Source organism: Streptomyces sp. YS-3, from assembly GCF_045257485.1.
GTDB lineage: Bacteria > Actinomycetota > Actinomycetes > Streptomycetales > Streptomycetaceae > Streptomyces.
In genome coordinates this window covers 17,682-33,029 of sequence record NZ_JBJHPC010000018.1, presented here as the reverse complement: position 1 = coordinate 33,029, position 15,348 = coordinate 17,682, and the positions used below count along the sequence as shown (strand labels likewise).

Below are 15,348 nucleotides of genomic sequence, written 5' to 3'. Positions count from 1 at the left end.
GCGTGCCCGGCCGGTGCACGCTGTGCGTGTGGAGCCCGGGGCTGGACGCCCGGGGCAACTCGGTGGCGGGGGTGGCGGCGCTGGACCGCTTCACGACCCTGACGGGCCTGTCGGTGTTCTGACCCGTGCCCCCTCGCGGAAGGGGGGACGGGCCCCAGCTTGGCCGAAAGACGCCGCTCCCACCGGGTTTAGGGGCACGGGGAACCACGCGACCGGACCTCACGGGCTCCACGGGCCCCCACTCATCCGCCGACGGCCGTCAGAGCGACAGCCGGAAGCAATATCCCTCCCGGTCGGACGCGGGCGTCCGGAACGTCTCGGCGAGCCGCATCCCCAACCGCCGCGTCACGGCCACGGACCGCTCGTTGCGCGCGTCCACCATCGCCACCACACGGCCGACCCCGGCGGCCCGCACCCGCTCGACCGCGACCCGCGCCGCCGCCGTCGCGTACCCCCGCCCCCACGACCGGCGGGCGAGCCGCCAGCCGATCTCCACCTCGCCGACCGGGCCCCACCCGTGCGGCCAGGGCTGCGCGCCCGTGAAGCCGATCACCGCGTCGTCCTCGTCGAGGAGCGTCCAGAGACAGAACCCCCGCTCCGCGTCGTGCCGGCGCTGGCGCGCGGTCAGCTCCTCGTACACCGACAGCTCCGCCGTGGCGCCCCCGTGGAACTCCATGACCTCCGGGTCGTCGAACGCCTCGTGCCAGGCGTAGGCGTCCTCCTCGGTCGGCACGCGCAGCCGTACGAGGGGCAGGGACTTCTCCTCAGTGGAGCTCATGGCGTGGGCAACCCTTCGCGATAACGATCAACACCCACCCATAGACTGCACATGTCCCGTGCGTTCCGGCACACGAAATCGAGTCTTCGGGAGAACCCGCTGTGACCGAGCCCCTCTCCGAACACACCGCGGATGTGATCGTCGTCGGGGCAGGCCCCGCCGGATCGACCACGGCGTACTACCTGGCCAAGGCCGGACTCGACGTACTGCTGCTGGAGAAGACCGCCTTCCCGCGCGAGAAGGTGTGCGGCGACGGCCTCACCCCGCGCGCCACCAAGCAGCTGGTCGCCATGGGCATCGACGTCTCCGAAGAGGCCGGCTGGCTGCGGAACAAGGGCCTGCGCATCATCGGCGGCGGCGTCCGGCTCCAGCTCGACTGGCCGGAGCTCGCCAGCTACCCCGACTACGGACTCGTCCGCAAGCGCGACGACTTCGACGAGCAGCTGGCCCGCCAGGCCCAGAAGGCCGGCGCCCGCCTCCACGAGCGCTGCAACGTGGGCGCGCCGATCATCGACGACCGTACGGGCCGGATCACCGGCGTGAACGCCAAGCTCGGCGAGGACAAGCGCGAGGTCACCTTCCACGCGCCGCTGGTCGTCGCCGCCGACGGCAACTCCACCCGGCTCTCCCTCGCCATGGGCCTGCACCGCCGCGAGGACCGCCCGATGGGCGTGGCCGTACGGACGTACTTCCACTCGCCCCGCCACGACGACGACTACCTGGAGTCCTGGCTGGAGCTGTGGGACCGGCGCGGCCCGGGCGAGGACCGCCTCCTGCCCGGCTACGGCTGGATCTTCGGCATGGGCGACGGCACCTCCAACGTGGGCCTCGGCGTCCTGAACACCTCCGCCTCCTTCAAGGAGCTCGACTGGCGCGAGGTCCTGAAGGCCTGGTGCGCCTCCATGCCCGCCGACTGGGGCTACACGGAGGAGAACATGACGGGCCCCATCCGCGGCGCGGCCCTGCCCATGGCCTTCAACCGCCAGCCGCACTACACCAAGGGCCTGTTGCTGGTGGGCGACGCGGGCGGCCTGGTGAACCCGTTCAACGGCGAGGGCATCGCGTACGCCATGGAGTCCGGCCAGATCGCGGCCGACGTCATCGTCCAGGCCCACGCCCGCGCGACCCCCGCCCAGCGCGAACTGGCCCTGCACAACTACCCGAAGGTCCTCAAGGACACCTACGGCGGTTACTACACGCTGGGCCGCGCCTTCGTGAAGCTCATCGGCAACCCGAGGGTCATGAAGATCGCCACCCAGCGCGGTCTGACGCACCCGGTGCTGATGAAGTTCACGCTGAAGATGCTCGCGAACCTGACCGACCCCACGGGCGGCGACGCGATGGACCGCATCATCAACGGCCTGTCGAAGGTGGCCCCGAAGGCCTGAGCGGATGGGATGTTCAGCCTACGGAGTGAGCCGCCGCCATTCCGTAGGCGCTTCCCACGTCTCCTGTTGCTAGCGCAGCAGCCGGCGCCGTATCGATTGCGCAGGTCCTCCACGGGCTAGGACTCGTCGCCAGCCGAACAGTTTGGCAAGCCGGAGTCGCGCGCGGATCCTGGCGAGGTAGCGGCGGCCGGAACGCGGGTCGCGATAAAGGCGTCGCGTGCCGAGGTCGCGTATCCAGTCGAACCCGTCGCTATCGGTGAAACCGATCGCGACCGGGAAGATCTTGCGATGGTTCATCCGCCTGTCGATCCGCGTCGTCGCCTCTTCGGCCGAGGGGATGATGCCGGCGAGACCGAACCCCTCGAATCCGTCGAACGCGACGAGCCTCAAGTCAACGAGCACTGACGCGTTGTAGATCGGTCGGGATGAAGTGTTCAGCACGTGCACCACGTGCATGCCGTGATCGGGCGAGTCTGCGGAGCCGTACTCGGACCAGCAGACGACTTTCAGCGCTTCCTGACGTTCTTCTTTTCTGCGGTCGCGTAGCAGGATGTAGAACCCGAGGAGCAGCGATCCGCTGGTGAGGAATGCGCTCGCCCAAGCTGGGACGGTGCCCCAGTCCACGTCTGTCATGCTTGGCGTTCTGCGCCCGAAGCGGGCTGCGCAAACGGCAATTGAGCCAGTTCTGAGCTGCTGGACGGCAGGGCGGCGGGTGGGCAGGCATCCTAGATGGGCAGGGCCCAACTCGGCCCGTGCGGTACGCGGAGCCAGACCTTCTGGGTGTCCGGGGTGATGCTCATGCCGAACTCGGACAGGAACGGCGAGCCGTGGCTCTGCCACGCGGCGATCGAGTCCTCGACTCTGTTCCAGAGGCTGAGCGGTCCTCGCTGGACCACGGTCCACCCTTCGCCGGAGTCCGCCATGCGGGTCCGCGCCTGTGACCCGGTGGCGACGTCGAGCAGCACCTGCTCGGCTCCCGCTCCGAGGCGTTCCGCCGAGGGCGCGGCGAGCTGCGCCACGAACCGGCCGGTCCAGTCGTCGAGCAGGGCGGGGTCGATCCGGCTCGGGCGCTCATGGCCGGGCAGCAGCTCGAACCGCCCGTGCGGGGGGCGGTCGTGCGGGCGGGCGATCATGAAAGAGGTATAGCCAGGCAGGAAGCGACCTTGAGCGGCGCCGCTGTCATCGACCGTCAGGCGCACGAGTCCGTGCGCACCACCCCATCCCGAGAGGGTGACGAGGAGCGTTCCGCCAGCGGTGATCTGCTGGAGCAGTCCGTAGGGGACGTGCCGCATGGAGCAGAAGGCGATCACGACGTCGTACGGGGCCCGATCGGGGTAGCCACGAAGACCGTCGGCTGTGACGAGCGTCGGAGCGTAACCCGCCTCACCGAGAGCCTTGTGGGCGCGCCCGGCGGCACTCGGGTCGGTCTCGACCGAGGTGACGTTGTCCTCGCCGGCGACCTCGCAGAGGTAGGCGGTCGAAAGACCCGTTCCCGTACCGATGACGAGCACGCGTTTGCCCCGGGCGACACCGGCCTGTTCGATCATCCACAGGACGACGCCGGGCAGGGTCGAGGACGAGGTCGGACTGCCGCCCGTGACGGCCCCGGTAGCGTCCTCGGCCAGTACTCCGTCGATCTGGGTCACCCACGTCTGATTCTCGTACGTGAGGCGCAGCCAGTCGTCGGCCGGAGTGTCGTCGCGGCGGGTGGGCGTCCAGACTGTTACGCCCGGAGGGGGGCTCGGCCGGTAGATCGCGCTGCCGAGGAACACCTCGCGCGGCACGGTTTCGGCTGCGCGGCGCACCTCGGGGTCGTGCAGCACGTCATCGGCGACGAGTTGCTCGACGAGCCGACGGCGCAGCTCGGCTGCGGTTTCCTGGGTCATGCGGTGTCGCCCTCCTCAAGGATGTCGGCGAGCGCGCTCGCGATGGCGCGGGTGGTGGCCTCGTCGACGAACGCCCATTGCCCGTTGGGGTTGCATTCCAGGAACCACCATCGGCCGTCCGCGTCCAGGGCGAAGTCAAGAGCGCCGAAACGGAGTCCGAACGTATGAAGGAAGGTCCGTGCAGCGGCGCGCACGGCATGGGGGACGGGGATGGGGAGCAGGTGATCAGACTCTGGTCCTGGCGCCAGTCGAGGTGATCGCCGTCGGTGTCGATGCGGGTCGCGAACGCCTGGTCTCCCACCATGGCCAGACGGACGTCGGCGATCTTCGGCACGCAGTCCTGGAAGACATGAGGGCACAGGGCGATCGAATCGTCGGGCTCGTCCGTCCGAACGGTGCGCACCCAGACGGTTCGGTTCCGGCCGTCCTCGCCGGTGAGATGCACACGGTGCACGGGCTTGTAGATCACTGTCCCGTGCTCCGCCACGAACTCGGCGGCGTCCGCCGGTACGTCCGTGATCAGGGTGTCGGGGACCGTGAAACCCAACCGGGCCGCGGTGGCGAGCTGGAGCACCTTGTTCTCGGCTTCTCGGTTCCGCGCCGGGTGGTTGACGTACAAAGCCCCCGGCAGCGCGTGCAGTGCCCCCATGTAGCCATGGCGCGACTGCTCGATCACGAACCGCTGCTCGGGGGCCTCCACCTGCTGAGAGTTCCTGAATGGCGTCGGACGGCGCCAGTAGACAGAGCGGACGCTCGACAGATCGAGGTGTCGGGTCGCCGTGGTGATCTCCCCGGTGAACACCCCGCTGTCGATCCGGGCACTCATGGCGGCTGTACCGGGGAAGTCGGCGGCAGGGTCGAGCCGTACGGTCGGGACGCCCCGGCCGTAGAGCTCGCCCAACACCAGATCAGCGGTGACGTCGCCGAGCGCGGTGACAACGAGAACCGGTGTGTCGGCCACGTCAGTCCGAGTCGTCGTCCGAGGTGAGGTCGGAGTCTGCGGGCGGCGGCGGGTTGGGCCCGCCCCCGTCGGACGATGTCGACGTCTGGTTGGCAGTCGTGGTGCCCGTACCGTGCTTGCCCATGTCGACGGGGTTGCCGTCTGGGTCGAGGTACCGGGTCATCTGGGTCTCAGGGTCTAACTCTGTTCGCGAATAGGGCACCCGGATGACGTTCGGGTACAGCGCCAAGCGCTGCACCCCCCAGGGTGCGGCCGTGGAAGTACGCACGGTCCTCCTTCGAGGGCTGACGCCCATCGGGGACTGAGCAAGGCTGCCCGTGATCCGGCAGTCGGCCGTGGATCCGGTACGTGCATGGGGTAGGCGCTGTTGTCCTGGTACTTCCCCGCCTGGCATGCGCTGCGACCGTAGCGTCGGCTGCAGATCCGTATCAAGCATGTGCCGGCTAACGAGTGAGACGGCACATGGCAGCGCGTGATACGGAGGACGAAGGCCCCTCGCCGGATGGGCACGGGCCGACGCTCCACAACATGGCTACCTCGTGTAGCGATCGAACTCGCGTGCTTCCACACCTCGGAAGAAGGCGAGGAGCTTCGCCCGGCTGGTTCGGATGATCAAGTCGATGTTGTCGCTCTCGCCATTGAATACCCACTATCTCGGCCGCGTTCTACAGCTATGGCGACCGGTGCCTCGAAGTACTCGTTGGCTGGGCACTGGTACAGGGCCGCCCAGTGCCGGACGCGTTCGCCGCTCACGCCGAACCGCCCCGGCGGCATCCGCCTCCTGCCTACAAGGGGCTGCCTGCGACCGTGCGAAGTCGGGGGCGGGAACCCCCGCACGGCAGAAGGGCCGGTGCTCCCCCCGAGAGGAGCACCGGCCCTTCGCCGTATCCGTGAGCGCCGCGACTAGAGGACGCGGACCGCGCCGGTCGGCTGGTCCCAGTCCATGCTGCGCTCGACCACACCGGTCGAGGAGTTCTGCGCGCCGACGAACTTGCCGCCGCCGACGTAGATGGCCACGTGGTACGCGGAGCCCGCGCCGCCCCAGTACAGGATGTCGCCCGGCTGGAGGTTCGAGAGCGAGACCTGGCGGCCCGCGGTCGACTGGTCCTGCGAGACGCGCGGCAGGTCGACGCCCACCTGGCGGTACGCGGCCTGCACCAGGCCCGAGCAGTCGTACGCGCTGGAGCCCGTGGCCCCGGACACGTACGCCTTGCCGACCTGGGCCAGCGCGAAGTTCACGATGGTGGCGGCGGAACCCGTGGCGGTGGACGTCGTGGTGACGGAGCTGCTGCCGCCACCGGTCGAGGCCAGGGTGGTGCGCGCGGAGGAGCGGGAGGCGCGCTCGGTGGCCTCCGCCTTCGCCTTGGCCTCGGCTTCCGCCTTGGCCTTCTTCTCCGCCTCGGCCTTGGCGTCCGCGTCGGCCTTGGCCTTCTTGGCGACCTTGGCTGCGGTGGAGGCGGCGGCGTTCTGCTCGGCCTTCAGCTGGAGGTCGGCGGCGACCTGCTGGGTGGCCTCGGAGGCGGCAGCGGCGGTGCTCGCGAGACCGGTCGTGAGCGTGGGCATCTCGATGGTCTCGGTCACCGGCTCGGCGGCGATGGCCGGGGCGGCGGCGCCTGCCACCGCGATGGTGCTGAGGACGCCACCGGCAACTCCGGCACGGAGCGCGAGCTTGGAGGCGCTGCGGCGGGGCTTCCGGTGGCTGGGTATGTGAGCGGTGTGGGACATGAGTACAACCGCTATCAGGGGTACGGGGTTCCCTTCAAGAAACGTGTGCTGCGCCACAGTTGCGCTCGGAACGGGCGAATCCGCTTCCTGCGCGCCCTTATTGACGCCGTAACGGGCAATACGGGCATGCGTGAACACGGCTGTGATCATGTGGTTTTTATAAATAGTCCGAATTGCCCGTCGCCTACCATCCGTTCACACCGTTGGCCAAGCCCGGTTTAATCCGTGACTGTTCCGTGTGACGCAGGTCACTTCGTATCCGCGCCTCCGCCGTCCCGTGACCGCGCCGTGATCATGGGAGCGGGGGGCGCGGCGGCGTGGTGTCGGTTCTAGATCGTTCAGGCCCGGTCCGGATCGGTCCGGGGCGTTCCGTGTTGGTCGGCGTCATGCTGCGGAGTTCGTGAACGCGTGCACAGGTCCACCGGTCGGCGGCGCTCTCACCCGCACGAGTGGGCGGCGATCCTTTATCACTCGAACGAGTCCATCGCCAATTTGCTTGTAGGCCCCATGTCTTGATAGTGCCGCACCCCCTGCGACCAGCGGTAACAGGAGCAGATGCTACGCCTTGTGATCACTCGGCCGCTTCGGGTGTGAAGATCACTGCTCATCCGACTTCATGATCCTTCGTCAGGTGGTGGAGATCACAAAGCCGTTGCCGCACCCCGTGTCGCAGATCACAGACCACCGGGCATAGGATGCGGGGCAGTCGGGCTTGTGAACTGCCTCACATGTGCGCGATCTTCGCGCGGCGGGAGGGGCGGCAGCGGCGCCCGTGTGCGGTCCAACGGTCAAGGACGACTGGAAGGAGCGAGGAGCGTGAATGCCTACGCGCCCATCCTCGTGCTCGGCGCCCTCGGGGCTGGGTTTGCGATCTTCTCCGTGGTCATGGCCACGCTTATCGGCCCAAAAAGGTACAACCGGGCGAAACTTGAGGCGTACGAGTGCGGCATCGAACCGACTCCCACGCCGGCCGGCGGAGGCCGCTTCCCCATCAAGTACTACCTGACGGCGATGCTCTTCATCGTCTTCGACATCGAGATCGTCTTCCTCTACCCCTGGGCCGTCACCTTCGACGCCCTGGGGGTCTTCGGGCTCGTGGAGATGCTGCTCTTCGTGCTCACCGTGTTCGTCGCCTACGCGTACGTATGGCGGCGCGGCGGCCTGGAATGGGACTGAGGGGCTGAGGGGCACCTATGGGACTCGAAGAGAAACTGCCGAGCGGCTTTCTGCTGACCACCGTCGAACAGGCCGCGGGCTGGGTGCGCAAGGCGTCCGTCTTCCCCGCCACCTTCGGTCTGGCCTGCTGCGCCATCGAGATGATGACGACCGGCGCGGGCCGCTACGACCTGGCCCGGTTCGGCATGGAGGTCTTCCGCGGCTCACCGCGCCAGGCGGACCTGATGATCGTGGCCGGCCGGGTCAGCCAGAAGATGGCGCCGGTCCTGCGGCAGGTCTACGACCAGATGCCGAACCCCAAGTGGGTCATCTCCATGGGGGTTTGCGCATCATCGGGCGGAATGTTCAACAATTACGCGATTGTGCAGGGCGTCGACCACATTGTCCCGGTCGACATCTATCTGCCCGGCTGTCCGCCCCGGCCCGAGATGCTCATCGACGCGATCCTCAAGCTCCACCAGAAGATCCAGGGCTCCAAGCTCGGCGTGAACGCGGAGGAGGCCGCCCGCGAGGCGGAGGAGGCCGCCCTCAAGGCGCTGCCCACCATCGAGATGAAGGGGCTGCTGCGGTGAGCGACGACCGTACTCCCAAGGGGCCGGGCGACGGCGCCCCCGGGACGCCCGAGGCGCCCGAGAGCGGCGGTCTGCCCGCCCAGCGCGACGACACCGGCGACGTCATCGGCGTCCGCCGGGGCATGTTCGGCGCGGAGAAGGGCGGTGACACCACCGGCTACGGCGGCCTGGTGCGCACCGTCACCCTGCCCGGCGCCTCCTCCCGCCCCTACGGCGGCTGGTTCGACGAGGTGGCCGACGAACTCGAAGGCGCCCTGGAGGAGCAGGACCTCCTCCCGGAGAACGCCATCGAGAAGACGGTCGTCGACCGCGGCGAGCTCACCTTCCACATCGCGCGCGAGCACCTCGTCCGGGTGGCACGGACCCTGCGCGACGACCCGGTCCTGCGCTTCGAGCTCTGTACGGGCGTGAGCGGCGTCCACTTCCCGGGCGACAAGGGCCGCGAGCTGCACGCCGTCTACCACCTGCGCTCGCTCACCCACGGCCGGCTGATCCGTCTGGAGGTCACCGCCCCGGACAGCGATCCGCACCTGCCGTCCCTGGTCGGTGTCTATCCGACCAACGACTGGCACGAGCGCGAGGCCTACGACTTCTTCGGCCTGGTCTTCGACGGCCACCCCGCCCTCACCCGGATCATGATGCCGGACGACTGGCAGGGCTTCCCGCAGCGCAAGGACTACCCCCTCGGCGGCATCCCCGTCGAGTACAAGGGCGCCCAGATCCCGGCTCCGGACCAGCGGAGGTCGTACACCTGATGAGCACTTCCAGCGACGCTTCCCGCGCTTCTGCCAGGGAGACGACCGAGGGGACCGTCTACACGGTCACCGGCGGCGACTGGGACGAGGTCGTCCGCACCGCCGCCCGCGCCGACGACGAGCGCATCGTCGTCAACATGGGCCCCCAGCACCCCTCCACGCACGGTGTGCTCCGGCTGATCCTGGAGATCGACGGCGAGACGGTCACCGAGGCCCGCTGCGGCATCGGCTACCTCCACACCGGCATCGAGAAGAACCTCGAATTCCGCACCTGGACGCAGGGCACCACCTTCGTCACGCGCATGGACTACCTGACGCCGTTCTTCAACGAGACGGCGTACTGCCTGGGCGTGGAGAAGCTGCTCGGCATCACCGACCAGATCCCCGACCGCGCCTCGGTGATCCGGGTGCTCCTGATGGAGCTGAACCGGCTCTCCTCGCACCTGGTCTGCATCGCCACCGGCGGCATGGAGCTCGGCGCCACCACGATCATGATCTACGGCTTCCGGGACCGCGAACTCATCCTCGACGTCTTCGAGCTGATCACCGGTCTGCGGATGAACCACGCGTTCGTCCGCCCCGGCGGCCTCGCCCAGGACCTGCCGCCGGGCGCGGTGGACCAGCTCCGCGAGTTCGTGAAGACGATGAAGAAGAACCTGCCGGAGTACGACAAGCTCGCCACCGGCAACCCGATCTTCAAGGCCCGGATGCAGGACGTCGGCTACCTCGATCTGACCGGCTGTATGGCGCTGGGAGCCACCGGCCCGATCCTGCGCTCCGCGGGCCTGCCGCACGACCTGCGCAAGACCGACCCGTACTGCGGCTACGAGGCCTACGACTTCGAGGTCCCCACCGCCGACAGCTGTGACGCCTACGGGCGCTTCCTGGTGCGGCTGGAGGAGATGCGCCAGTCGCTCAGGATCGTCGAGCAGTGTCTGGACCGGCTGGAGCCCGGCCCGGTCATGGTCGCCGACAAGAAGATCGCCTGGCCCGCCCAGCTCGCGCTCGGTCCGGACGGACTCGGCAACTCCCTCGACCACATCAAGAAGATCATGGGCACCTCCATGGAGTCCCTGATCCACCACTTCAAGCTGGTGACCGAGGGCTTCCGGGTGCCCCTCGGACAGACGTACGCGGCGGTCGAGTCGCCCAAGGGCGAGCTCGGGGTGCACGTCGTCAGCGACGGAGGCACCCGCCCCTACCGGGTCCACTTCCGCGATCCGTCCTTCACCAATCTCCAGGCCATGGCGGCGATGTGCGAGGGCGGCCAGGTCGCCGACGTCATCGTGGCCGTGGCGTCCATCGACCCCGTGATGGGAGGCGTCGACCGGTGACCGAGACCACGCCGACGAGCCTGGGCATGCCCCAGCTGCCCGCGCCCGACTACCCGGCCGACGTCCGCGCCCGGCTGGAGGCGGACGCCAGGGAGGTCATCGCCCGCTATCCCGACAGCCGCTCCGCGCTGCTGCCGCTGCTGCACCTCGTGCAGTCGGAGGAGGGCCATGTCTCCCGCACCGGGATGCGCTTCTGCGCGCAGATGCTGGACCTCACGACCGCCGAGGTGACCGCGGTGGCCACCTTCTACACCATGTACCGGCGCAAGCCCTCGGGCGACTACCAGGTGGGTGTCTGCACCAACACCCTCTGCGCGGTGATGGGCGGGGACGCCATCTTCGACGAGCTCAAGCGCCACCTCGGGGTGGGCAACGACGAGACCACCCCCGACGGCAAGGTGACGCTCGAACACATCGAGTGCAACGCCGCCTGCGACTTCGCGCCCGTGGTGATGGTCAACTGGGAGTTCTTCGACAACCAGACTCCCGAGTCGGCCAAGCGCCTGGTCGACGACCTGCGCGCGGGCAGGCCGGTGGAGCCCACCCGCGGGGCCCCGCTGTGCACCTACAAGGAGACCGCCCGCATCCTGGCCGGCTTCCCCGACGAGCGCCCCGGCGCCGTCGCGGCGAGCGGTGGCGCGGGCCCGGCCTCCCTGGTCGGGCTGCGGCTGGCGAGGGGCGAGGCACCGCAGGCGCGCGTGGTCCACCCGCGCGGCGAGGGACCGGGCGACGGCGGCCCCCACGACGAGAGCCCCCGCGAGGCGGCCCAGCCCGGCTCCGGGCACCTGAGTTCGCACGACGCACCGCAGCAGACCTCTGCGTCCGACCCCGCACACCCGGCGGGCCCGGTCGACGAGGAGGGGGAGTGATGACCTTGGCAGCCGAACTCAGCGGCAACGGGAACGGAAGCAGCCCGGAGAAACTGCTGGCGCCCGTTCTCTCCGCCTTCTGGGACCAGCCCGACTCCTGGACCCTGGAGACCTACCGCCGGCACGACGGCTACGAAGGGCTGCGCAAGGCCCTGGCCATGTCACCGGACGACCTCATCGCGTACGTGAAGGACTCCGGGCTGCGCGGCCGGGGCGGCGCGGGCTTCCCCACGGGCATGAAGTGGCAGTTCATCCCGCAGGGCGATGGCAAACCGCACTATCTAGTTGTCAACGCCGACGAGTCGGAGCCCGGGACCTGCAAGGACATCCCGCTCCTCTTCGCCAACCCGCACAGCCTCATCGAGGGCATCGTGATCGCCTGTTACGCGATCAGGTCGTCGCACGCGTTCATCTATCTGCGCGGGGAGGTCGTCCCCGTACTGCGGAGGCTGCACGAGGCCGTGCGGGAGGCCTACGCGGCGGGCTACCTCGGCAAAGACATCCTCGGCAGCGGCCTCGACCTGGAACTCACCGTGCACGCCGGCGCCGGCGCGTACATCTGCGGTGAGGAGACCGCCCTGCTGGACTCCCTGGAAGGCCGTCGCGGTCAGCCCCGGCTGCGTCCCCCCTTCCCCGCGGTCGCCGGTCTCTACGCGTGCCCCACTGTGGTGAACAACGTCGAGTCCATCGCCAGCGTTCCCGCGATCCTCACCCGGGGAAAAGACTGGTTCAAGTCGATGGGGAGCGAGAAGTCGCCCGGCTTCACGCTCTATTCGCTCAGCGGGCACGTCGCGAGCCCCGGCCAGTTCGAGGCACCCCTCGGCATCACGCTGCGCCAGCTGCTCGACATGAGCGGCGGGATGCGGCCGGGCCACCGCCTCAAGTTCTGGACGCCCGGCGGCTCCTCGACCCCGATGTTCACCGACGAGCACCTCGACGTACCCCTGGACTACGAGGGCGTCGGCGCCGCGGGCTCCATGCTCGGCACCAAGGCGCTCCAGTGCTTCGACGAGACCACCTGCGTGGTGCGGGCGGTCACCCGCTGGACCGAGTTCTACGCCCACGAGTCCTGCGGCAAGTGCACACCCTGCCGTGAGGGGACGTACTGGCTCGTCCAGTTGCTGCGGGACATCGAGGCGGGCAAGGGCGCCATGGACGACCTCGACAAGCTCTCCGACATCGCCGACAACATCAACGGCAAGTCCTTCTGCGCGCTCGGCGACGGCGCCGCGGCGCCCATCTTCTCCTCGCTCAAGTACTTCCGCGCGGAGTACGAGCAGCACATCACGGGCCGGGGCTGCCCCTTCGACCCGGCCAAGTCGACCCTGTGGGCCGACAACCCGCACCGCACCACGGAGGTGAACGCATGACGGTGACGACTGGCGCTCCCTCCGGCGGCGGAGAGGCGGCGGTGCCGCCGGAGGACCTGGTCTCGCTGACCATCGACGGCGTGGAGATCAGCGTCCCCAAGGGCACGCTGGTGATCCGGGCCGCCGAACAGATCGGCATCGAGATCCCCCGGTTCTGCGACCACCCGCTGCTCGACCCGGTCGGCGCCTGCCGCCAGTGCATCGTGGAGGTGGAGGGCCAGCGCAAGCCGATGGCGTCCTGCACCATCACCTGCACCGACGGCATGGTGGTCAAGTCGCAGCTGACGTCGCCGGTGGCGGAGAAGTCCCAGCGCGGGGTGATGGAGCTGCTGCTCATCAACCACCCGCTGGACTGCCCGGTCTGCGACAAGGGCGGCGAGTGCCCGCTCCAGAACCAGGCCATGCTGGTGGGCGACCCCGACACCCGCTTCGACGGCCACAAGCGCACCTACGAGAAGCCGGTACCGATCTCGGCGCAGGTGCTGCTGGACCGCGAGCGCTGCGTGCTGTGCGCGCGGTGCACCCGCTTCTCCGAGCAGATCGCGGGCGACCCGATGATCGAGCTCCTGGAGCGCGGCGCCCTCCAGCAGGTCGGCACCGGCGAGGGCGACCCGTTCGAGTCGTACTTCTCCGGCAACACCATCCAGATCTGCCCCGTCGGCGCGCTGACCTCGGCGGCGTACCGGTTCCGCTCCCGCCCCTTCGACCTGGTCTCCTCGCCGTCGGTGTGCGAGCACTGCGCGGGCGGCTGCGCCACCCGCACCGACCACCGGCGCGGCAAGGTCATGCGGCGCCTCGCCGCCAACGACCCCGAGGTCAACGAGGAATGGCTGTGCGACAAGGGCCGGTTCGCCTTCCGGTACGCGCAGAAGCCGGACCGGCTGACCCATCCGCTGGTGCGCAACGCGGCCGGTGAGCTGGAGGCCGCCTCCTGGCCCGAGGCGCTGGAGGCCGCGGCGGCCGGACTCGCCGCGGCCCGGGGCCGGGCCGGGGTGCTCACCGGCGGCCGGCTGACCGTCGAGGACGCCTACGCGTACGCCAAGTTCGCCCGGATCGCCCTCGACACCAACGACGTCGACTTCCGCGCGCGCGTGCACTCCGCCGAGGAGGCCGACTTCCTGGCGGCGCGGGTCGCCGGGCGCGGCCACCTCACCGGGGAGGGCGTCACGTACACCTCCTTGGAGAAGGCGCCCGCGGTGCTGCTCGTCGGGTTCGAGGCGGAGGAGGAGGCGCCCGGCGTCTTCCTGCGGCTGCGCAAGGCCTGGCGCAAGCACGGCCTGCGCACCTTCTCGCTGGCCACCCACCTGACCCGGGGCCTGGAGAAGGCGGGCGGCACCCTGCTTCCCGCCGCGCCCGGCACCGAGACCGAGTGGCTGGACGCGCTGGCGGGCGGGGTCGGCCTGGACGGCGACGGCTCGGCCGCCGCCGAGGCGCTGCGGGCCCCCGGCTCGGTCATCGTGGTCGGGGAGCGCCTCGCGGCGGTCCCGGGCGCGCTGACCGCGGCCGTCCGGGCCGCCGCCGCGACCGGGGCCGAACTGGTCTGGATCCCGCGCCGCGCCGGGGAGCGGGGCGCGATCGAGGCGGGCGCCCTGGCGGCGCTGCTGCCCGGCGGGCGCCCGGCCACCGATCCACGCGCGCGTGAGGAGGTCGCCGCCGTCTGGGGGGTGCGTCAACTGCCGCACCGCTTCGGGCGGGACACCGGCCAGATCGTCGAGGCCGCGGCCACCGGCGAGCTGGGCGCGCTGCTGGTCGCGGGCGTCGACCCGGCCGACCTGCCGGACCCGGCACGCGCGCGTGAGGCGCTGGCCGGTGCCTTCGTGGTCTCCCTGGAGCTGCGGCCCAGCGAGGTCACCGAACGGGCGGACGTGGTCTTCCCGGTCGCGGCCGTCGCCGAGAAGTCCGGCTTCTTCCTCAACTGGGAAGGCCGGGCGCGGATGTTCGAGGCCGCGCTGAAGCCCGAGCAGATGACCCGGCGCCTGGCGCCCGCCGACGCGCGCGTGCTGCACATGCTGGCGGACGCCATGGACGTACACCTGGCGCTCCCCGACAACCGCGCCGCGCGCGCGGAGCTGCGGCGCCTGGGCCACTGGGACGGGCCGCGCGCCACCGAGCCCCTGGAGACCTCCCAGGCCCTGCCCCGGCCCGCCGAGGGCGAGGCGGTCCTCGCCGGCCACCGGCTGCTGCTCGACCTCGGCACCCTCCAGGAGGGCGACGAGGCACTGGCCGGGACCCGGCACGCGGCCCTCGCCCGGCTCTCGGCGGCCACCGCGGCCGAGTGCGGCGTCAAGGACGGCGACCTGCTCCAGGTGAGCGGCCCCGCGGGCGCGGTCCGGCTGCCGCTGAAGGTCACCGAGATGCCCGACCGGGTGGTGTGGCTGCCGCTCGCCTCGACCGGCGCCGGCGTGTACGCGGACACCGGAGCGGTCCCGGGCCGGATCGTCCGCATCGGCCCGGCGGCGCGGGCCGCCGCCACCGTCGTACCGGAGGTGGCGTCGTGACCGACTTCCCCTCCCGCCCCGCGGCACCGGGCGCCG

The 15,348-nt window shown here is 70.1% G+C and carries 15 protein-coding genes; 9 read left to right on the top strand and 6 right to left on the bottom strand.

Going from position 1 to position 15,348, the window contains the following annotated elements; genetic code table 11:
- A partial coding sequence (locus ACJA3G_RS03475; RefSeq protein ID WP_406551360.1) for a glutaminase occupies positions 1-122 on the top strand: 122 nt, incomplete at its 5' end.
- A gap of 137 nt (positions 123-259) precedes the next feature.
- Here ACJA3G_RS03475 and ACJA3G_RS03470 read toward each other — a convergent pair.
- Positions 260-778, bottom strand: a complete 519-nt coding sequence (locus ACJA3G_RS03470; protein ID WP_406551355.1) for a GNAT family N-acetyltransferase — start codon at positions 776-778, stop codon at positions 260-262.
- A 101-nt stretch (positions 779-879) separates the two neighbouring features.
- Between ACJA3G_RS03470 and ACJA3G_RS03465 the strand changes: the two genes are divergently transcribed.
- On the top strand, positions 880-2,166 hold the full coding sequence (locus ACJA3G_RS03465; protein WP_406551354.1) for a geranylgeranyl reductase family protein: 1,287 nt from the start codon (positions 880-882) through the stop codon (positions 2,164-2,166).
- A 69-nt stretch (positions 2,167-2,235) separates the two neighbouring features.
- Here the strand turns inward: ACJA3G_RS03465 and ACJA3G_RS03460 are convergent, their stop codons facing one another.
- The 5 genes from ACJA3G_RS03460 to ACJA3G_RS03440 form a co-directional block, all read right to left on the bottom strand.
- Positions 2,236-2,790 carry a hypothetical protein gene (locus ACJA3G_RS03460; RefSeq protein WP_406551353.1) on the bottom strand — a complete coding sequence of 185 codons (555 nt, stop codon included), beginning with the start codon at positions 2,788-2,790 and terminating at the stop codon, positions 2,236-2,238.
- A gap of 101 nt (positions 2,791-2,891) precedes the next feature.
- Entirely contained in the window at positions 2,892-4,052 is a 1,161-nt protein-coding gene (gene tgmC, locus ACJA3G_RS03455) for an ATP-grasp peptide maturase system methyltransferase (protein ID WP_406551352.1), read from the bottom strand.
- Complete coding sequence (locus ACJA3G_RS03450; RefSeq protein ID WP_406551351.1) at positions 3,991-5,013, bottom strand: MvdC/MvdD family ATP grasp protein; 1,023 nt, start codon at positions 5,011-5,013, stop codon at positions 3,991-3,993. The genes tgmC and ACJA3G_RS03450 overlap by 62 nt, the downstream gene beginning before the upstream one ends.
- 1 nt (position 5,014) lies before the next feature.
- Positions 5,015-5,308, bottom strand: a complete 294-nt coding sequence (locus ACJA3G_RS03445) for a putative ATP-grasp-modified RiPP (RefSeq protein ID WP_406551350.1) — start codon at positions 5,306-5,308, stop codon at positions 5,015-5,017.
- Between the two features lie 608 nt (positions 5,309-5,916).
- Positions 5,917-6,738, bottom strand: coding sequence for a C40 family peptidase (locus ACJA3G_RS03440; RefSeq protein ID WP_406551349.1), 822 nt, complete (start codon positions 6,736-6,738; stop codon positions 5,917-5,919).
- 816 nt (positions 6,739-7,554) lie between these two features.
- Here ACJA3G_RS03440 and ACJA3G_RS03435 point away from each other — a divergent pair.
- The 7 genes from ACJA3G_RS03435 (at position 7,555) to ACJA3G_RS03405 (ending at position 15,312) form a co-directional block, all read left to right on the top strand.
- Complete coding sequence (locus tag ACJA3G_RS03435) at positions 7,555-7,914, top strand: NADH-quinone oxidoreductase subunit A (protein WP_007383963.1); 360 nt, start codon at positions 7,555-7,557, stop codon at positions 7,912-7,914.
- Between the two features lie 17 nt (positions 7,915-7,931).
- Entirely contained in the window at positions 7,932-8,486 is a 555-nt protein-coding gene (locus ACJA3G_RS03430) for an NADH-quinone oxidoreductase subunit B family protein (RefSeq protein ID WP_067163033.1), read from the top strand.
- A 71-nt stretch (positions 8,487-8,557) separates the two neighbouring features.
- Positions 8,558-9,241, top strand: coding sequence for an NADH-quinone oxidoreductase subunit C (locus tag ACJA3G_RS03425; protein WP_406551359.1), 684 nt, complete (start codon positions 8,558-8,560; stop codon positions 9,239-9,241).
- Positions 9,241-10,575 (top strand): NADH-quinone oxidoreductase subunit D, encoded by a 1,335-nt coding sequence (locus ACJA3G_RS03420; protein WP_406551348.1) that lies wholly within the window; start codon positions 9,241-9,243, stop codon positions 10,573-10,575. Before ACJA3G_RS03425 ends, ACJA3G_RS03420 begins: the two co-directional genes overlap by 1 nt.
- A gap of 26 nt (positions 10,576-10,601) precedes the next feature.
- Positions 10,602-11,444, top strand: coding sequence for an NADH-quinone oxidoreductase subunit NuoE (gene nuoE, locus ACJA3G_RS03415; RefSeq protein WP_406551358.1), 843 nt, complete (start codon positions 10,602-10,604; stop codon positions 11,442-11,444).
- Entirely contained in the window at positions 11,444-12,814 is a 1,371-nt protein-coding gene (gene nuoF / locus ACJA3G_RS03410) for an NADH-quinone oxidoreductase subunit NuoF (protein ID WP_406551347.1), read from the top strand. Before nuoE ends, nuoF begins: the two co-directional genes overlap by 1 nt.
- Positions 12,811-15,312, top strand: coding sequence for an NADH-quinone oxidoreductase subunit G (locus tag ACJA3G_RS03405; protein ID WP_406551346.1), 2,502 nt, complete (start codon positions 12,811-12,813; stop codon positions 15,310-15,312). Before nuoF ends, ACJA3G_RS03405 begins: the two co-directional genes overlap by 4 nt.
- The last annotated feature ends 36 nt before the right edge of the window (positions 15,313-15,348 follow it).